We start from the raw sequence: 18,925 nt of genomic DNA, 5'->3' as shown, positions 1-18,925 counted from the left end.
TTATCCGGATTCCCCGGAGTGATTCACATCTGGTCGGCGAATCAATTGATCGTATGGTGTGCCAAGCGTGCGGCAGTCGACATTCCGGCGGAAGAGGAAATACGAAGAAGGAATTACGAAACCACGTCCTTGCGGGCGAATCCTCTGAAGGCCAGGGCGAACAGCACCAGGGCGTAGGAGACGGAGAGCGCGGCGCCCTGGATCATGCCGGACCACTCGGCGTGCGGCTGGACGGCGTCGGCCCAGGCGAACTGCCAGTGCGCGGGCAGGAAGTCGCGCCAGTGGCCGAGTGCGGTGACGGCGTCCAGGACGTTGCCGACGATGGTCAGGCCGACCGCGCCGCCGACCGCGCCGAGCGGGGCGTCCGTCTTCGTGGACAGCCAGAACGCCAGCCCGGCGGTGACCAGTTGGGACACGAAGACGTACCCGACGACCAGCACGAGCCGCTGGGCGGCCGTGCCGGTGTCCAGGGCGCCCCCGGTGGGGATCTGCAGCGGGCCCCAGCCGTAGGCCGCCGTGCCGACGGCGAGCGCCACGACCGGGAGCAGGACCATCGCGGCGAGGCTCAGCCCGAGCGCCACCGCGAGCTTGGACCACAGCAGCCGGGCCCGGGGCACGGGCGCGGCCAGCAGATAGCGCAGCGAGGACCAGCTCGCCTCGGAGGCGACCGTGTCCCCGCAGAAGAGGGCGACCGGGATCACCAGCAGGAAGCCCACGGACACGAAGAGGTTGACCGCGGCGAAGTTGGCGCCCGACGCGGTGGCCGTGTCCATCAGGGTCACCTGGCCGTTGCGATCGTGCGGGGTGCCGATCGCGAAGGCGATGACCAGCACGAACGGCAGCAGGAAGAGGATCGCGCCCATGATCAGGGTGCGCCGCCGCTTGAGCTGGCGGACCAGTTCGACCCGCAGGGGCAGGGTGTGCCGGGTCTGATAGCCGGAGGCGACCTCGGTGAGCGTGCTCATGCGGAACCTCCTATCAGGGTCAGGAAGGCGTCTTCGAGGCGGCGGTGCGGACCGACCGAGGCGACGGGCACGTCGAGGCGCACCAGCTCCACGACGAGCCGCTCGGCGGTGCCGCCCGGGTCCAGCCGGACCAGCAGTCCGTCGTCGGTGCGCACCGCGGAGGCGACGCCGGGCAGCGCGGCCACCTTCTCCACGACCGGCTCCTGCACGGGCACCGCGGTGCCGACCAGCAGGGTGTCGCCGGAGCCGATGATGTCCCGCACCGGGCCCGCCTGGACGAGCCGGCCGCGGTCCATCACCACCAGGTGGGTGCAGGACTGCTCGACCTCGGCGAGGAGATGGCTGGAGACGATCACCGTGCGGCCGCCGGCGGCGTAGCGGATCATCACCTCGCGCATCTCGCGGATCTGCGGCGGGTCGAGGCCGTTGGTGGGCTCGTCCAGGATGAGCAGGTCGGGCAGGCCGAGCATGGCCTGGGCGATGGCGAGGCGCTGGCGCATGCCCTGGGAGTACGTGCGCACCGCGCGGGCGAGCGCGTCGCCGAGTCCGGCGATCTCCAGCGCCTCGTCCAGGTGGGCGTCCTGCGGCGGGCGGCCGGTGGCCCGCCAGTACAGCTCCAGGTTCTCCCGGCCGGACAGGTGCGGCAGGAAGCCCGCGCCCTCGACGAAGGCGCCGACCCGCGACAGCACGGGTGCGCCGGGCCGGATCGCGTGGCCGAAGACCCTGATCTCGCCGTCGTCGGGGGTGATCAGGCCCATCAGCATGCGCAGGGTGGTGGTCTTGCCCGCGCCGTTGGGTCCGAGCAGGCCGAGCACCTGGCCGCGCTCCACCCGGAAGGACAGCTCCCGCACGGCGTACCGGTCGGCGGACTTCGCGTACCGCTTGCCGAGGTCCTTGATGACGAGGGGGACGTCGGCCAGGTCCGGGTCGGGGGCGGGGGCGGTGGTGCGGCGGCGGCCGGTGAGCAGCAGGGCGAGCGCGACCGCCGCGCCGGCCGCGGGCAGCCACCACACCCAGGCGGGCAGGGGCGCGGCGGCGGTGGCGACGGCGGGGGCCGTCGGCACGCTCAGGGCGCTCTTGAGGGAGACGGTGTAGGTGGCCGGGGTGGCCGGTGAGGCGTAGCCGAGGTCGGTGGAGGCGAGGACCAGGCGGAGGCGGTGGCCCTTCTGCACCTGGTGGTCGATCGCCGGGAGGGTGACGCGGACGTCCTTGCCCTCCTTGGCACCGGTCACCCGGAAGGGGGCGACGAGCTGGCCGGGGAGCACCTGCTGGGTGCCACCGGGGCCGACGTCGTAGACCTTGCCGAACAGGACGGCGTCGTCGGTGGTGGAGGTGACGTGGACGGTGGCGGTCGGCGCGCCGGTGATCTGCACGTCCCGGGTCAGGGGGGCGGAGTCGAACTTCGCGTACTGGCCGGGGAAGTCCAGAAAGACGCCGATGCCGAGCGCGGACAGCCGGGACAGGCCGCCGGAGCCCGCGCCGCCGAGGCCGGGCACCGCGGAGATGCCGGGCGGGCTGGCGCCGGCCGGGTTGGTGACGTGCTGGGTGCCGCCGGTCAGGGCGACGGCCCGCGGGTGGTCGTGCAGACCGGGGTAGGCGGCGGCGCTCGCGCCGCGCAGCTGGGCCGTGCCGTCGTTCGAGTTGACGCCTCCGGTGCGGGTGATGCGGAAGGCCGGGCCGGTGGCGGCGCTCTTGTCGCCCTTGAGATAGCGGTCGAACCACGCGCGCACTCGCGCCTGGGTCCGGCCGGTCTCCATGTCGCCGCCGTCGTGGCCGCCCGCGATCCAGTCGACGTCCACGGGGGCGCCGTTCGCGCGGATCGCCTTCTGGGCGGCGTCGGCCTGGTCGAGCGTGAACAGGGAGTCGGTCTGGCCCTGCATCAGCAGCGTGGGGACCTTGATGCGGGCGGCGACGGCGGACGGGGAGCGCTCCTGAAGGAGGCCGCGGGCGGCCTGGTCCGGGGTGCCGGACTCGGCGACCCTGTCGTACATCCGGCACAGGTCGGGCTCGAAGCGGGCGCAGCCGCCGCCGTTGTTGAAGAACACCCCGGCCCAGAGCTTCTTGAACACGCCGTTGGGGAAGAGGGCGTCGGCGAGGTTCCAGTACGTGATGGCCGGGGCGATGGCGTCCACGCGGTGGTCGTATCCGGCGGCGAGCAGGGAGATCGCGCCGCCGTAGGAGCCGCCGGCCACGCCCACGCGCGGATCGCCCGGCCTGTCGAGCTGGACCTGGGGTTTCCTCGCCAGCCAGTCGATGAGCCGCGAGACGTCGGCGACCTCGGCCCCGGGGTCGTTCAGCCCGATCTTCCCGGTCGAGTGGCCGAAGCCGCGCGCGGACCAGGTCAGGACCGCGTACCCGTCGCGGGCGAGGTCTTCGGCCTGGCCGCGCACGTCGTCCTTGCTGCCGCCGAAGCCGTGCGCCAGCAGGACGGCCGGGTGGCGGCCGGAGCCGGCCGGGGTGAAGAACGAGGTGTCCAGGCGGGCGCCGCCGGACACGGTCATGACCTGGTCGGTGCGGTGCACGGGGGGCGGTCCGCCGGAGGCGGCGGCCGTCCACGTGCCGGCGCCGGCGAGCACCACGACAGCGGCCGCGGCGGCCGTCAGCCGCCGCGGTCCTTTGAGCAGCCCTCGCACCGAGAGCCGGCGAAGATCCATGCCTCAACGGTACGGGTCCGCAACGACAACCGGTGGCCCCCCCGGGCTGAACCCCGGCCCCTCCCTGGGGAGTACGATCCGCCCGGCCGTACTTCGGGCGCGGTACGAGGGGCCGGGCGTGCCGCCCTGGCTCAGGCCCGCGCGGCGTCCGGGACCGGGGCGCCGTCCGGGGCGTCGGTGTCCTCCGGGACGGACACGAGCCAGCGGGTGTCGCGGCGCGGGCGCAGGTAGAAGGCCCAGTAGAGGGTGGCCACGGCGGTGATGGCGCCGGTCCACAGCAGGTACGACGGCTTCTGCTCGACGAGGATGTAGACGAGGACCGCGATGAGCAGGACCGGCATCGCGGGCCACAGCGGCATCCGCCACGCGGTGCGGGTGCCGTGCGCGCCGCGCCGGGCGAGCAGGGCGGCGATCGCGACCAGCAGGTACAGGCCGGTGACGGCGACGCCGGTGACGCCGTAGAGCGTGTCCAGGTTCACGAAGCAGAGGAAGGCGCCCGGCACGCCGACGACGAGGGTGGCGACCCACGGGGAGCCGAACCGGCCGAGCTTGCCGAGGGCGTTGTTGACCGGGGACGGCCAGGCCTTGTCGCGGGCGGAGGCGAACAGCACGCGGGAGTTCTGGATGACCATGACGATGCCGGCGTTGATGATCGCGAGGGCGACGCACAGGCTGACGAAGGTGCCGACGGCCGAGTTGCTCCAGGCGATGACCATGCTGGAGATGTCGCCGCCGGTCAGGGCCTTCAGGTCGCCGGCGCCGAGGGTGATCGCCACGACCGGGACCAGGATGACGACGCTGGAGATGGCGAGCGTGGCGAGGACCGTGCGGGCGACGGTGCGGCGCGGGTTCTCCAGTTCCTCGGAGAGGTAGATGGCGGTGGAGAAGCCCTGGGTGGCGAAGAGGGCGATGGCGAGCCCGGAGAGGACCATCATGGCCGTCACGGGGTTCACGTGCGCGTGCTCGCCGGCGATCTGCATCGAGCCCAGGCTGGTGACGCCCCGGTGGGAGTGGGTGAAGCCGAGGAGGGCGACGACGCCTGCGGCGATGACTTCCAGGACCAGGAAGACGCCGGTGATCCAGGCGTTGGCCCGCAGGTCCAGCAGGCCCGCGAGGGTGGCCGCGAGCATCACGCCGGCGCCGGTGAGGGACGGGTCGAGGTGGACGACCGGGGCCAGGTAGTCGGCGGTGCCCATCGCGATGACCGGAGGGACGATCATCACGACGAGCAGCGACATCACGAAGGCGAGCCAGCCGGCGAGCCGCCCGGCCAGGGTGGAGACGATCGCGTACTCGCCGCCGGCGCTGGGGATCAGGGTGCCCAGTTCCGAGTAGCAGAAGGCGACGGGGATGCAGAGCAGGGAGCCGATGGCGAGGCACAGGGCCGTCGCGGTGCCCAGGCTGGAGAACAGGTCGGGCACGATCACGAAGAGCGTCGAGGCGGGTGTGACGCACGACAGCGTCAGCAAGGTGCCGCCGACCACGCCGATGGAGCGCTTGAGCTTCTGCGGACTGCCCGACGCGTCCGGGGCGGCTGGCTGGGCAGAACTGAGCGTGTCGGTCATGCGGCGGTTCCGATCGACTCGGGTGACTGAGGGTGGGGGTCGGGAGCGCTATCGCCTCCGGCGGATCGTGGTGCGTTCGTCTCGTCCGCTCCCGGCGCTGCATAGGGAACCCCGACGAAAACCGCCGCGTCAATGGGTGTTCACCTACGGAATCCGCAGCCTTGGAGCGATCGACGACGGAATCAGATATCAACGGTCCACTTACTGCGGCCCTTGCGGCTGTACGAGAATCGCAGCGCCCCGGTGCAAAAAAATAGGGCCGTCCGCATAGCGGACGGCCCTCTTCGGCGCTTCGGGCTCAGTGGTTGCGCGGGAAGCCGAGGTCCACGCCGGCCGGGGCGTCGGCCGGGTCGGGCCAGCGGGTGGTGACGACCTTGCCGCGGGTGTAGAAGTGCGTGCCGTCGTTGCCGTAGATGTGGTGGTCGCCGAAGAGCGAGTCCTTCCAGCCGCCGAAGGAGTGGTAGCCCACCGGCACCGGGATCGGCACGTTCACGCCGACCATGCCCGCCTCGACCTCCAGCTGGAAGCGGCGGGCCGCGCCGCCGTCCCGGGTGAAGATCGCGGTGCCGTTGCCGAAGGGGGAGGCGTTGATGAGCGCCAGGCCCTCCTCGTACGTCTGAGCGCGCAGCACGCACAGCACGGGACCGAAGATCTCGTCCTGGTAGGCCTTGGCGCTGGTCGGCACCTTGTCCAGCAGCGAGATGCCGATCCAGTGGCCGTCCTCGAAGCCCTCGACGGTGTAGCCGGTGCCGTCCAGGACGACCTCGGCGCCCTCCGCAGCCGCGCCGGCGACGTACGACGCCACCTTGTCGCGGTGGGCGGCCGTGATGAGCGGGCCCATCTCGGACGCCGGGTCGTTGCCCGGACCGATCTTGATCTTCTCGGCGCGCTCGCGGATCTTCTCCACCAGCGTGTCGCCGACCGAGCCGACCGCGACGACGGCCGAGATGGCCATGCAGCGCTCGCCCGCGGAGCCGTAGGCCGCGCTCACCGCCGCGTCGGCCGCCGCGTCGAGATCGGCGTCCGGCAGGACCAGCATGTGGTTCTTGGCGCCGCCGAGCGCCTGCACCCGCTTGCCGTTGGCGGAGGCGGTGGTGTGGATGTAGCGGGCGATCGGGGTCGAGCCGACGAACGACACCGCCTTGACGTCCGGGTGCTCCAGCAGACGGTCCACGGCCACCTTGTCGCCGTGCACGACGTTGAAGACGCCGTCCGGCAGGCCCGCCTCGGCCAGCAGTTCGGCGATCTTGACGGCGGCCGACGGGTCCTTCTCGCTCGGCTTGAGCACGAAGGTGTTGCCGCACGCGATGGCGATGGGGAACATCCACATCGGGACCATCGCCGGGAAGTTGAACGGCGTGATGCCCGCGACGACACCGAGCGGCTGCCGGATGGAGGAGACGTCCACCCGGCTCGCGACCTGCGTGGACAGCTCGCCCTTCAGCTGCACGTTGATGCCGCAGGCCAGGTCCACGATCTCCAGGCCGCGCGCGACCTCGCCTAGCGCGTCGGAGTGCACCTTGCCGTGCTCGGCCGTGATCAGCTCCGCGATCACGTCCCGGTTGGCGTCCAGCAGCGCGCGGAAGCGGAAGAGGATGGTGGTGCGCTGGGCCAGCGAGGACTGGCTCCAGGTCGTGAAGGCCTCCTTCGCGGCGGCGACGGCGGCGTCCACCTCCTCCACCGACGCGAACGCGACCTTCGTGGTGACCGCGCCGGTCGCCGGGTCGGTGACCGGCCCGTACGTACCCGACGCGCCTTCGGCGGTCTTGCCGCCGATCCAGTGGTTGACGATCTTCGTCATGCCCTGAGACTCCTTCTCACAGATGGCGGCGTCGGGTCGAGACGTGCCGGTCGTACAGCTCACGGGCCTTGACCGCGGACGCTCGGGTCGCGGTCTCAGCCACAGGAACATCCCACCAGGCCTGCGCCGGAGGCGCGCCCGACACAGTGTCGGCCGTTTCGGTCTCCACGTAGACACATGTGGGAGTGTCGGCGGCCCGGGCCTCGGCGAGCGCCGCGCGCAGCTCCTCGACGGTCTTCGCGCGCAGCACCCGCATGCCCAGGCTGGCCGCGTTGGCGGCGAGGTCGACGGGCAGCGGGGCACCCGTGTACGTGCCTTCCTCGGCCGGGAAGCGGTAGGCGGTGCCGAAGCGCTCGGCGCCCACCGTCTCCGACAGCCCGCCGATCGAGGCGTACCCGTGGTTCTGCACCAGCAGGATCTTGATCGCCACGCCCTCCTGCACGGCCGTCACGATCTCCGTCGGCATCATCAGGTACGTGCCGTCGCCGACCAGGGCCCACACGTTGCGCTCCGGCGCCGCGAGCTTCACGCCGATCGCGGCCGGGATCTCGTAGCCCATGCAGGAGTAGCCGTACTCCAGGTGGTACTGGTCGTACGACCGCGCCCGCCACAGCTTGTGCAGGTCGCCGGGGAGCGAGCCGGCCGCGTTGATGATGATGTCCGACTCGTCCGCCAGGGCGTCCAGGGCGCCGATGACCTGCGGCTGGGTCGGCCGCAGATCGATCTCGTCGGCCTCGAAGCAGGCGTCGACGCGCTGCTCCCAGCGCTCCTTGTCCTCGGTGTACTCGGTGACGTACGAGTCCGCCACCCGGTGCCCGTGCGCCGTCAGGGCCTCGGTCAGCGCGCCCAGGCCGCTGCGGGCGTCCGCGATGAGCGGCAGCCCGGCCAGCTTGTGGCCGTCGAACGGCGCGATGTTGAGGTTGAGGAAGCGGACCTCCGGGTGGGCGAAGAGGGTGCCGGAGGCGGTGGTGAAGTCGGTGTAGCGGGTGCCGACACCGATCACCAGGTCGGCGGTGCGGGCCAGTTCGTCGGCGGTCGCGGTGCCGGTGTGGCCGATGCCGCCGACGTCCTGCGGGTGGTCGTACCGCAGCGAGCCCTTGCCCGCCTGGGTGGAGGCGACCGGTATCCCGGTGGCCGCCGCGAACTGCGCGAGGGCGTCCTCGGCGCGGCTGTGGTGGACCCCGCCGCCCGCGACGACCAGGGGCCGCTTCGCCGCGCGGAGCGCCCGGACCGCCTCGGCCAGTTCGACGGGGTCCGCGCCCGGCCGGCGCACGGTCCACACGCGCGTCGCGAAGAACTCCTCCGGCCAGTCGTAGGCCTCCGCCTGCACGTCCTGCGGCAGGGCGAGGGTGACCGCGCCGGTCTCGACCGGGTCGGCGAGGACCCGCATGGCCTGCAGCGCACTCGGGATCAGGGCTTCCGGGCGGGTCACGCGGTCGAAGTACTTCGACACCGGGCGCAGGGTGTCGTTGACCGACACATCGCCCGCGTACGGCACCTCCAGCTGCTGCAGGACCGGGTCGGCGGGGCGGGTGGCGAAGACGTCGCCGGGGAGGAGGAGGACCGGCAGGTGGTTGATGGTCGCGAGGGCGGCGCCGGTGACCAGGTTGGTCGCGCCGGGGCCGATCGACGTCGTCACCGCGTGCGCGGACAGCCGGTTCGACTGGCGGGCGTAGCCGACCGCCGCGTGCACCATGGACTGCTCGTTGCGGCCCTGGTGGTACGGCATGACGTCGCGGTACTCGATCAGCGCCTGGCCGATCCCGGCGACGTTGCCGTGCCCGAAGATGCCCCAGGTGGCGCCGATCAGCCGGCGGCGCTCGCCGTCGCGCTCGGTGTACTGGGCGGCGAGGAAGCGGACCAGCGCCTGCGCCACGGTCAGCCGGGTCGTGCTCATCGGTACCCCTCTGTGCTCGCTACGTGCTCCGGGTGGAAGCAGATCCGCCACTCCCGGGTCTGCCCCGGGCCCGCCATGACGTTCAGGTAGTACATGTCGTGCCCGGGCTGGGCGATCGACGGGCCGTGCCAGCCGTCGGGGACCAGCACGGTGTCGCCGGAGCGGACCTCGGCGAGGACGTCGCAGCCGCCCTCACGCGAGGGGAACACGCGCTGGTAGCCCAGTCCGTTCGGGCCGTCGATCTCGAAGTAGTAGATCTCCTCCAGCTCGGACTCCTCGCCCGGCCGGTGCTCGTCGTGCTTGTGCGGCGGGTACGAGGACCAGTTGCCGCCGGGAGTGATCACCTCGACGGCGATCAGCCTGTCGCAGTCGAAGGAGTCCGCTGCGGCGAAGCCCCGCACCGTGCGGGCGCAGGTGCCGCTGCCGCGCTGCTCGACGGGGACCTCCGGCGCGGGGCCGTAGCGGGCGGGGAGTCGTCGCTCGCACTTCGCTCCTGCCAGGGCGAAGCGGCCTCCCGCGCCGGAGGCGATCTGGGCCCGGGCGTCCCGGGGAACGTACGCGAAGTCGGAGACGCTCGCGAACACGCTCTCCCGGCCCAGGAGTTGGAACGTGTCGTGCTCAGCTGACACAGACTCGATTTGTACGGTACATCCGCCTTGCAGCGGAAGCACGATCCACTCGCTGTCGCCGGTGGTGAACGTATGCGTATCACCCGGCGCCAGCTCGACCACCCGCAGGCTGCTGTGCGTCCAGCCGGCCAACTCGGGGTCGATGTCGACGGCGTACTGCGCGTTCGCGGTCGTGCCCTTGCGCAGATGCGGTTCGGTGCTGGTCATGCGGCCCTCACAGCAGTCCTACGGCGGTGTCCACGGCGGCGGCCACATCGCCGTCCGCCGGGTACAGCAGTGAGCGGCCGACCACCAGGCCGCGCACGGTGGGGAGTTGGAGCGCGCCGCGCCACTTCTCGTAGGCGGCGACCTGGTCCTCGGGCGAGTCGCCGATGTCACCGCCGAGCAGGACGGCGGGCAGGGTCGAGGTCTCCATCACCCGCGCCATGTCGTCGGGGTCCTCGGTGACGGGCACCTTCAGCCAGGTGTAGGCGGAGGAGCCGCCGAGCCCGGAGGCGATGGCGATGGACCGGGTGACGGCCTCGGCGGACAGGTCGTTGCGCACCCGCCCCTCGGGGGTGCGGCGGCTGATGAACGGCTCCACGAAGACGGGCAGCCGGCGCGCCGCCATCTCGTCGATCGCGCGGGCGGCGGACTCCAGGGTGGTCAGGGAACCGGGGTCATCGTAGTCGACGCGCAGCAGCAGCTTGCCGGCGTCGAAACCGAGCCGCTGGATGTCCTCGGGGCGGTGCCCGGTGAAGCGGTCGTCCAGTTCGAAGCGGGCGCCCTGCAGGCCGCCCCGGTTCATCGAGCCCATGACCACCTTGTGGTCGAGGACGCCGAGCAGCAGCAGGTCGTCCAGGATGTCGGCGGTGGCGAGGACGCCGTCGACGCCGGGGCGGCTCAGCGCCAGGCAGAGCCGCTCCAGCAGGTCGGCGCGGTTGGCCATGGCGAGCTTGCGGTCGCCGACGCCGAGCGCGCCGCGGGCGGGGTGGTCGGCGGCGACGATCATCAGCTTGCCGTCGTCGTCGAGCAGCGGCCTGCGGGCCCGGCGGGCGGCGGCCTCCGCGATCGCCTCGGGGTGCTGGGTGCGGACGCGGACCAGCTCGGACACGTCGACGCGCGGGCGCGGGCCGCACGCGGCGCCTGCGTGGTGGTCCGGGCGGGCGGCCGGGGTGCTGCCGGCGGCGGTGCCGTGGGGGGCGGTGCCCGAGCCGCCCTCGGGGCGCGCGCCCGTGACGCGGCCGGCCCTCATCGCACCGCTCCGGCGGCGAGCACGGCGGCCACCTCGTCCGGGGTGGGCATCGCGGAGGAGCACTCCAGGCGGGAGGCGACGATGGCACCGGCCGCGTTGGCGTGCCGCATGATCGTCTCCAGGTCCCAGCCGGCGAGGAGCCCGTGGCACAGGGAGCCGCCGAAGGCGTCCCCGGCACCGAGGCCGTTGAGGACGGTGACGGGCAGGGGCGGCACCTCCGCCGCGTCGCCGTTCGCGCCGACCGCGAGGACGCCCTTGGGTCCCTGCTTGACGACGGCGATCTCGACGCCGGCCGCCAGTAGCGCCCGCGCCGCCGCGTGCGGTTCGCGCGCGCCCGTGGCGACCTCGACCTCGTCCAGGTTGCCGACGGCGACGGTCGCGTGTCTCAGGGCCTCGGCGTAGAAGGGGCGGGCCGCGTCGGGATCGCTCCAGAACATGGGACGCCAGTCGAGGTCGAAGACCGTCGTACCGGACTTGGCCCGGTGGGCGAGGGCCGCGAGGGTCGCCGTACGGCTCGGCTCCTCGCTCAGGCCGGTGCCGGTCATCCAGAAGATCCGGGCGTCGCGGATCGCGTCGAGATCCAGCTCGTGGGCGTCGATCTCCAGGTCGGGCGCCTTGGGCTGCCGGTAGAAGTAGAGCGGGAAGTCGTCCGGCGGGAAGACCTCGCAGAAGGTGACCGGGGTCGGCAGGCCGGGGACCGGGGTGACCCAGCGGTCGTCGACGCCGAAACCGCGCAGCGCCTCGTGCAGATAGGCGCCGAACGCGTCGTCACCGGTGCGGGTGACCACGGCGGTGTGCCGGCCCAGCCGGGCCGCGGCGACCGCGACGTTCGTCGCAGAACCGCCGAGGAACTTGCCGAAGGACGACACCTGGGCGAGCGGAACCCCGGTCTGCAGTGGATACAGGTCCACCCCGATCCGCCCCATGGTGATCAGGTCGTAAGCCATCGGCTTCCCTTCGTCGCGGCTCTCCCCGGCTTTCTAGCCCTGTCGCCGAGCCCCTGTCAATGTTTTGTCCAGACATTCGGACCAGCTCTTGACACCGCTTTCCGGACGCCGCCACGCTGGCGCCCACGACGTCGTTGTCACCCTCCTCCTCACTTTCCCGGATCCGGATCGGATCGGCGCCCGACTCCTGGGGCGTGTGGTTCCCCGACGACCCGGAGCAGGTGCCCTGGCAGCGCTTCCTCGACGAGGTGGCCGACTCCGGCTACGAGTGGATCGAGCTGGGCCCCTACGGCTACCTCCCGGCCGACCCGGCCGTGCTCACCGAGGAGACCGCCCGGCGCGGGCTGAAGGTGTCGGCCGGCACGGTCTTCACCGGCCTGCACCACGGCACCGACGTCTGGGAGCGCACGTGGTCGCACGTCTCGGACATCGCGGCCCTCACCCAGGCCATGGGCGCCCGCCACCTGGTCGTCATCCCCTCCTTCTGGCGGGACGACAAGACCGGTGAGGCGCTGGAGCCGTCCGAGCTGACGGCCGGACAGTGGCGGAACCTGACCTCCCTGACCGAGCGGCTCGGCCGCCGGATGCGCGAAGAGTACGGGCTGACGATCGTCGTCCACCCGCACGCCGACACCCACGTCGACAGCGAGGAGAACGTCACCCGCTTCCTCGACGGCACCGATTCCGACGCGGTGTCGCTGTGCCTGGACACCGGGCACTACGCGTACTGCGGCGGGGACAGCGTCAAGCTGATCGAGACCTACGGGGAGCGCGTCGGCTATCTGCACCTCAAGCAGGTGGACCCGGAGGTCCTGGCGGACGTACGGGCCAAGGGCACGCCGTTCGGGCCCGCGGTCGCCCAGGGTGTCATGTGCGAACCGCCGCGTGGCGTGCCGGAGTTGGGGCCGGTGCTCGACGCCGCGCAGGGGCTGGGCACGGAGCTGTTCGCGATCGTCGAGCAGGACATGTATCCGTGCGCGCCGGACACGCCGCTGCCGATCGCCCGGCGGACCCGGGCGTTCCTGCGGTCGTGCGGGGCGTAGCCCTCCGGGACGGGGCCGGGCGCCCACCCGTCCGCCGGGTTCCCGTGGCGGTGCGAGCGCCGGTCGCGTGCGTCGGGTCACGCGGTTCCCCGCGCCCCTGACGGGACGCATTTCGGCAGCTCTGTCACAAAGGCACCCCTCGTGTCACATCTGTCACGAGTACGCGGGCTCTCGGTCACACCCGGTCGACAGCCCCTGTCCCCTGCCGCGGGCGCGTCGTTCACCGGACGCAGGCTTGGTGATCGCCAGCGCAGCGCCCGGCTCCCCCGACGGCCTTCCCGGTCGCCGCCGCGGCGTGCGCAGGGAGGTGCGACTCATGACCGACCGAAGGCTCTGGTCCTACAAGGAGATCGCGGCGCACATCAGGGTGCAGCCCGACACCGTACGGTCCTATCGCAAGCACGGGCTGCTGCCCCCGCCCGACCACGTGGAGGGCGGCAAACCCTACTGGTACGTCGACACCGTCCACGCCTGGGTCGCCTCCCGCCCCCGCAACCGGGGCCGCGGCTTCGACTGAGCGGGCGTGAGGAAATTCCCGTGTGCCCCACCGTCCGCGTGGGGCACAGTGCTCTCCATGCCGACCATGGATTTCTCCGTCAAACCCGTTCTGACCGGCGAGCGGACCGTGCTGCGCCCCTTCACGGCGGCCGACGCCGAACCCATGGGGGAGATCATCGCCGACCCCGAGGTCATCCGCTTCACCTTCGATCCGGGCACCGACATCACCCCGGACCGGCTCCGCGCCCATTACGGCGAGCGGGTCGCCGGGCCCGACCGGCTGGACCTCGCCGTCACCGACCCCGCCACCGGCGAGCTGCTCGGCGAGGTCGTCCTGTACGAGGTGGACCGGCACGCCCGCAGCTGCACCTTCCGCACCCTCATCGGCCCGCGCGGCCGGGGCCGGGGCGTCGGCACCGAGGCGACGCGGCTGATCGTCGGCTACGGCTTCGAGCAACTGGGGCTGCACCGCGTCCAGTTGGAGGTGTACGGCCACAACGCGCGGGCCCGGCGGGTCTACGAGAAGGTCGGGTTCGTCGTCGAGGGCGTACGGCGGGAGGCGGCGCTGCGGGACGGCGAGTTCGTGGACGAGGTGGTGATGGCGGTCCTGGACCGGGAGTGGACCGCCCTCGGCGCCACGGGCCGATGACCGTCAGCGCCACGGCTCGATGACCGTCAGGCCCGCGCCCGGTGCCGTGCCCGTCGCGGCCAGGGCCGACGGGACCGCGTCGAGCGGGATGGTGCGCTTCACCAGCAGGTCCGGGCGCAGCACCCCGGAGGCGACCAGCTCCAGCATCCCGGGATAGGCGTGGGCGGCCATGCCGTGGCTGCCGAGGAGTTCCAGCTCCAGGGCCACGGCTCGGGCCAGCGGGACGGGGGTGGTGCCGTCGGCCGAGGGCAGCAGCCCGACCTGGACGTGGCGGCCGCGTCGGCGCAGGCCGTTCACGGAGGCCGCGCAGGTGCCCGGGGAGCCGAGGGCGTCGAGCGAGAGATGGGCGCCCCCGCCGGTCAGTTCGCGGACGGCGGCGGCCGTGTCGGGCACCCCGGCCGCGTCCACGCAGTGCGCCGCCCCGAACGTCCGCGCCAGCTCCAGCGCCCGTGGCGACACGTCCACGGCGACCACGCGCGCCCCCGAGGCCGCCGCCACCATCACGGCCGACAGCCCGACCCCGCCGCAGCCGTGCACCGCGGCCCACTCCCCCGCCGCCACCCGGCCCTGCTGCACGACGGCGCGGAACGCGGTGGCGAAGCGGCAGCCGAGGGCGGCGGCGGTGGCGTACGCCATGCCGTCCGGGATGGCGACGAGATTGACGTCGGCGTGGTCGAGCGCCACGTACTGGGCGAAGGAACCCCAGTGGTGGAAGCCCGGCTGGGTCTGGCGTTCGCAGACCTGCTGGTCGCCCGCCGCGCAGGCCGGGCAGGTGCCGCAGGCGCAGACGAACGGCACGGTGACCCGGTCGCCGGGCCGCCAGCGGGTCACCCGGGAGCCGGCCGACTCGACGACACCGGCGAGTTCGTGTCCGGGCACGTGCGGCAGCCTGACGTCGGGGTCATGGCCCATCCAGCCGTGCCAGTCGCTGCGGCACAGGCCGGTGGCCTCGACCCGGACGACCACGCCGTGCTCCGCGGGTTCGGGGTCGGGCACCTCCCGTATGCCGGCCGGCTCGCCGTACCGCTCGAACACCACCGCTCGCATGCGCGCTCCTTCGGGAAACCTCCGCGCACTCTAGAGGGTCTCCTCGAGCCCGGGGCCGCCCTGGCCGGCGTCACCCGCGCGGCCCATGGGACTGCGGAACACGGCACATCTGCCTACAGTTCGGGTAAATCGCCCAGCAGCAGTCGAGGGGACTCCCGTGACCCACTCCCCGCCGCCCGGCACGCCCAGGGCCCGCATCCCCGGCCCGCAGCAGCCCCCGCCGCCGTACCCCCGTATCCGCACGGGCCTGTGGCGGCACTGCCTGGGCGGCGGGCTCGCCCTGTGGGCGCTGACGGCGTGGGTGACGTACGAGACCCGCGACGCGACGCTGCTGCCGACGCTGATCCTGCTCGGCAGCTTTCTGGTCCCGGTGGCCTTCGTGCTGTGGGCGTACGAACGGCACTGCCGCGACCTGGGCGTCAGCGCGATCCTCGGCTGCTTCCTGACCGGCGGCACGCTCGGCGTGCTCGGCGCCGCGCCGATGGAGTCGTACCTGCTGCACCCCTCCCTCGGCATGTTCCTCGGCGTCGGGCTGATCGAGGAGGCGGCCAAGCTCGGCGCGCTGGTGTTCGTACTGGGCGGCCAGCCGGGGATCCGGGGCACGCGCGCGGGGCTGGTGCTCGGCGCGGCCGTCGGCTTCGGCTTCGCCGCCCTGGAGAGCGCCGGGTACGCCTTCCACGCGGCCGTCTCCACCGGAGGCGCCGGGCTGCGCGCGCTGCTGGAGACCGAGATCCTGCGCGGGGTCCTCGCCCCCTTCGGGCACGGCCTGTGGACCGCGATCACCGGCGCCGCCCTGCTCTCCCGGCGCCGGCTGAGCGGGCGCTTCCGCATCACCACGCCGGCCGCCGGCGCCTGTCTCGGCGTGGCGCTGCTGCACACCCTGTGGGACTCCACACACGGCCTGGCGGTCTGGGCGACGGCCCGGCTGACCGGCGCCGGCCTGGACCGGCTGCTCTTCGCTCAGGCCCGCCTGGTCAGGCCGAGCGCCACCCAGGAGCACCTGTTCACCCTGTTCTCGGTCGGCGGGCTGGCCCTGGTCGCGCTGGCCGGGGTCGGCTGGGTGCGGTCGCTGGCGCGCCGTGACCACGGTTGGAGGAATACCCCCTAGGGGTATAGTGTTCCCCTCATGGGGCTCCCCCGCGGCCCCGGTGGCCCTGCGGCCCCGGTCGCCCTCACGGAGCCCACCGGCCCCGTACGCCTCGACCGAGGAGCAACGACATGACCTCCCACACCGACACCCCGGGTTCCGTCACCACCGTCTACAAGGTGACCGGCATGAGCTGTGGCCACTGCGAGGGTTCCGTCTCCGCCGAGGTCTCCCAGATCCCCGGCGTCAGCTCGGTGAAGGCCGTGGCCTCGACCGGCGAGGTGACCGTCGTCTCCGCCGCCCCGCTGGACGACGAGGCCGTGCGCGCCGCCGTGGACGAGGCCGGCTTCGAGCTGGCCGGCCGCGCCTGAGCAACCCCCTCGATTCCGCCGACCGGGCCGTACCGACCAGCTGATACTGGTTCCGCACGGCCCGGTCCGATGTCTGGAGTCCGGACATGACCAGCACCACCGCACCGCACACGGCCGCGGACGCGGCCCCCTCCGAGGTCGAACTGCTCATCGGCGGGATGACCTGCGCCTCCTGCGCCGCGCGCGTGGAGAGGAAGCTGAACCGGATGGAGGGCGTCAGCGCCACCGTCAACTTCGCCACCGAGAAGGCAAAGGTCTCCTTCGGCGGGGGCGTCCGGGTCGCCGACCTGATCGCCACCGTGGAGCGGACCGGCTACACCGCCGAGGAACCCGCCCCGCCGCAGCCCGAGGCCGCGGCCGAGGACGGCCCGGCCCCCGACGCCGAACTCGGCGCGCTCCGGCAGCGGCTGACCGTCTCGGCGCTGCTCGCGCTGCCCGTCGTCCTGCTCGCGATGGTCCCGGCCCTGCAGTTCGACAACTGGCAGTGGCTCTCGCTCACCCTCGCCGCGCCGGTCGTCGTCTGGGGCGGCCTGCCCTTCCACCGGGCCGCCTGGACCAACCTCCGGCACGGCGCCGCCACCATGGACACGCTCGTGTCGGTCGGCACGCTGGCCGCGTTCGGCTGGTCGCTGTGGGCGCTGTTCTTCGGCGACGCGGGGCTGCCGGGCATGCACGACGCGTTCCGGCTCACCGTCTCGCGGACGGACGGCGCCTCCACGATCTACCTGGAGGTCGCCTCCGGGGTCGTCGCGCTGATCCTGCTCGGCCGCTATCTGGAGGCGCGCTCCAAGCGGCGCGCGGGCGCGGCCCTGAAGGCGCTGATGGAGCTGGGCGCCAAGGACGTGGCCGTGCTGCGGGACGGGCGCGAGGTGCGCGTCCCCGTGTCCTCCCTGGCCGTCGGCGACCGGTTCGTCGTGCGGCCCGGCGAGAAGATCGCCACCGACGGCACGGTGGCCGAGGGCGTCTCCGCGGTGGACGCGTCCATGCTGACCGGCGAGTCGGTGCCGGTGGACATCGGTCCGGGCGACCGGGTCACCGGGGCGACGGTCAACGCGGGCGGTCGGCTGGTCGTCGAGGCCACCCGGGTCGGCGCGGACACCCAGCTCGCTCGGATGGCGCGGCTGGTGGAGGACGCGCAGAACGGCAAGGCTCGGGTGCAGCGGCTCGCCGACCGGGTCTCGGCCGTCTTCGTGCCGGTCGTCATCGGCATCGCGGTCGCCACGTTCGGCGTCTGGCTGGGCGTGAGGGGGGACGCGGTCGCCGCGTTCACCGCCGCCGTCGCCGTGCTGATCATCGCCTGCCCGTGCGCGCTGGGCCTCGCCACGCCGACCGCGCTGATGGTCGGCACCGGCCGCGGCGCCCAGCTCGGCATCCTCATCAAGGGACCGGAGGTGCTGGAGTCCACGCGCCGCGTCGACACGGTCGTCCTCGACAAGACCGGCACCGTCACCACCGGCCGGATGACGCTGCAGTCGGTGTACGCCGCCGAGGGCGAGGACGAGAAGGAACTGCTGCGACTCGCCGGCGCCCTGGAGCACGCCTCGGAGCACCCGGTCGCGCGCGCCGTCGCGGCGGGCGCGCGGGAACGCGCCGGGGCACTGCCGCCGGTGGAGCACTTCGAAAACGTCCCCGGCCGGGGCGTACGCGGGCGCGTGGACGGCCGCGACGTGGCCGTGGGGCGCCTGTACGACGTGCTCCCGGAGGAGCTGGCCCGGGCGGCCCGCGAGGCCGAGGAGCAGGGCCGTACGGCGGTCGTGGCCGGCTGGGACGGGCGGGCCCGCGGGGTCCTCGCCGTCGCCGACGCAGTCAAGGAGACCAGCGCGCAGGCGGTGCGCGAACTGCGTGCCCTCGGGCTGACGCCGGTGCTGCTCACCGGGGACAACCGGACGGTCGCCGAGGCGGTCGCGAAGACGGTCGGCATCGACCCCGCGCACGTGTACGCCGAGGTGCTGCCCGAGGACAAGGTGGAGGTCGTGCGGCGGCTGCGCGGCGAGGGGCGTGCCGTGGCGATGGTGGGCGACGGCGTCAACGACGCGGCGGCGCTGGCCACCGCCGATCTGGGGCTCGCGATGGGCACCGGGACGGACGCGGCGATCGAGGCGAGCGATCTGACGCTGGTGCGCGGCGACCTGCGGGTGGCGGCGGACGCGATACGGCTGTCCCGGCGGACGCTGGCCACGATCAAGGGGAACCTGGTGTGGGCGTTCGGCTACAACGTGGCCGCGTTGCCGCTGGCCGCGGCCGGGCTGCTGAACCCCATGATCGCGGGTGCGGCGATGGCCTTCTCGTCGGTGTTCGTGGTGACGAACAGCCTGCGGCTGCGCCGGTTCCGCTGAAGTCGCCCGTGGCTACCAGCGGTTCGCCGGGATTGTGGGCAGTTGAAGTAAGAGACCCTCTAGAGTCGGGCGCGCGCACCACATAAGCTCTTCACAAGGCTCGCGCATCATCCTTACGCTTGGGTCCCGATCGCCGTATCGGGGCTCTTGCGTACCTAAAGGACATATGCAAGAGACGCAGATCACAGTGATGCGAACGTAA

At 72.8% G+C, this 18,925-nt stretch carries 15 protein-coding genes; 6 read left to right on the top strand and 9 right to left on the bottom strand.

Annotation, left to right across the window (positions count from 1 at the left end; all coding sequences use genetic code 11):
* Positions 1 to 113: 113 nt before the first annotated feature.
* From ACZ60X_RS23090 to iolC, 8 genes are all read right to left on the bottom strand, one after another.
* On the bottom strand, positions 114 to 965 hold the full coding sequence (locus tag ACZ60X_RS23090; RefSeq protein WP_469601446.1) for an ABC transporter permease: 852 nt from the start codon (positions 963 to 965) through the stop codon (positions 114 to 116).
* Entirely contained in the window at positions 962 to 3,619 is a 2,658-nt protein-coding gene (locus tag ACZ60X_RS23085) for an alpha/beta fold hydrolase (RefSeq protein WP_469601444.1), read from the bottom strand. Before ACZ60X_RS23085 ends, ACZ60X_RS23090 begins: the two co-directional genes overlap by 4 nt.
* Positions 3,620 to 3,750: 131 nt before the next feature.
* Positions 3,751 to 5,184 (bottom strand): APC family permease, encoded by a 1,434-nt coding sequence (locus ACZ60X_RS23080; RefSeq protein ID WP_469601442.1) that lies wholly within the window; start codon positions 5,182 to 5,184, stop codon positions 3,751 to 3,753.
* 298 nt (positions 5,185 to 5,482) lie between these two features.
* Entirely contained in the window at positions 5,483 to 6,985 is a 1,503-nt protein-coding gene (gene mmsA / locus ACZ60X_RS23075; RefSeq protein WP_469601439.1) for a CoA-acylating methylmalonate-semialdehyde dehydrogenase, read from the bottom strand.
* 16 nt (positions 6,986 to 7,001) lie between these two features.
* The gene (iolD, locus tag ACZ60X_RS23070) at positions 7,002 to 8,882 is read right to left on the bottom strand and encodes a 3D-(3,5/4)-trihydroxycyclohexane-1,2-dione acylhydrolase (decyclizing) (protein ID WP_469601437.1); all 1,881 of its coding nucleotides are present in this window, start codon (positions 8,880 to 8,882) and stop codon (positions 7,002 to 7,004) included.
* Positions 8,879 to 9,718: a 5-deoxy-glucuronate isomerase gene (gene iolB / locus ACZ60X_RS23065; protein WP_469601434.1), complete on the bottom strand. Its 840-nt coding sequence runs from the start codon at positions 9,716 to 9,718 to the stop codon at positions 8,879 to 8,881. Before iolB ends, iolD begins: the two co-directional genes overlap by 4 nt.
* A gap of 7 nt (positions 9,719 to 9,725) precedes the next feature.
* Positions 9,726 to 10,604, bottom strand: a complete 879-nt coding sequence (locus ACZ60X_RS23060) for a Cgl0159 family (beta/alpha)8-fold protein (protein ID WP_469601606.1) — start codon at positions 10,602 to 10,604, stop codon at positions 9,726 to 9,728.
* Positions 10,605 to 10,741: 137 nt separating this feature from the next.
* A complete protein-coding gene (gene iolC, locus ACZ60X_RS23055; protein WP_469601431.1) occupies positions 10,742 to 11,692 on the bottom strand; it encodes a 5-dehydro-2-deoxygluconokinase in 951 nt (316 codons plus the stop codon).
* A gap of 116 nt (positions 11,693 to 11,808) precedes the next feature.
* Between iolC and ACZ60X_RS23050 the strand changes: the two genes are divergently transcribed.
* The 3 genes from ACZ60X_RS23050 (at position 11,809) to ACZ60X_RS23040 (ending at position 13,882) form a co-directional block, all read left to right on the top strand.
* Positions 11,809 to 12,735 carry a sugar phosphate isomerase/epimerase family protein gene (locus ACZ60X_RS23050; RefSeq protein ID WP_469601604.1) on the top strand — a complete coding sequence of 309 codons (927 nt, stop codon included), beginning with the start codon at positions 11,809 to 11,811 and terminating at the stop codon, positions 12,733 to 12,735.
* Between the two features lie 316 nt (positions 12,736 to 13,051).
* Complete coding sequence (locus tag ACZ60X_RS23045) at positions 13,052 to 13,252, top strand: helix-turn-helix transcriptional regulator (protein WP_469601428.1); 201 nt, start codon at positions 13,052 to 13,054, stop codon at positions 13,250 to 13,252.
* A gap of 57 nt (positions 13,253 to 13,309) precedes the next feature.
* The gene (locus ACZ60X_RS23040; RefSeq protein ID WP_469601425.1) at positions 13,310 to 13,882 is read left to right on the top strand and encodes a GNAT family N-acetyltransferase; all 573 of its coding nucleotides are present in this window, start codon (positions 13,310 to 13,312) and stop codon (positions 13,880 to 13,882) included.
* 3 nt (positions 13,883 to 13,885) lie between these two features.
* Here ACZ60X_RS23040 and ACZ60X_RS23035 read toward each other — a convergent pair whose 3' ends face one another.
* On the bottom strand, positions 13,886 to 14,929 hold the full coding sequence (locus ACZ60X_RS23035; protein WP_469601422.1) for a zinc-dependent alcohol dehydrogenase family protein: 1,044 nt from the start codon (positions 14,927 to 14,929) through the stop codon (positions 13,886 to 13,888).
* 157 nt (positions 14,930 to 15,086) lie between these two features.
* Between ACZ60X_RS23035 and ACZ60X_RS23030 the strand changes: the two genes are divergently transcribed.
* From ACZ60X_RS23030 to ACZ60X_RS23020, 3 genes are all read left to right on the top strand, one after another.
* Positions 15,087 to 16,037 (top strand): PrsW family intramembrane metalloprotease, encoded by a 951-nt coding sequence (locus ACZ60X_RS23030; protein ID WP_469601420.1) that lies wholly within the window; start codon positions 15,087 to 15,089, stop codon positions 16,035 to 16,037.
* 110 nt (positions 16,038 to 16,147) lie between these two features.
* On the top strand, positions 16,148 to 16,387 hold the full coding sequence (locus tag ACZ60X_RS23025) for a heavy-metal-associated domain-containing protein (protein WP_469601417.1): 240 nt from the start codon (positions 16,148 to 16,150) through the stop codon (positions 16,385 to 16,387).
* A gap of 86 nt (positions 16,388 to 16,473) precedes the next feature.
* Complete coding sequence (locus tag ACZ60X_RS23020; protein WP_469601413.1) at positions 16,474 to 18,723, top strand: heavy metal translocating P-type ATPase; 2,250 nt, start codon at positions 16,474 to 16,476, stop codon at positions 18,721 to 18,723.
* Positions 18,724 to 18,925: the final 202 nt, after the last annotated feature.

It is taken from the genome of Streptomyces sp. NPDC104106, from assembly GCF_055584345.1.
The sequence above is the reverse complement of the archived record's forward strand: the minus strand, read 5'-3'. Positions and strand labels throughout refer to the sequence as shown.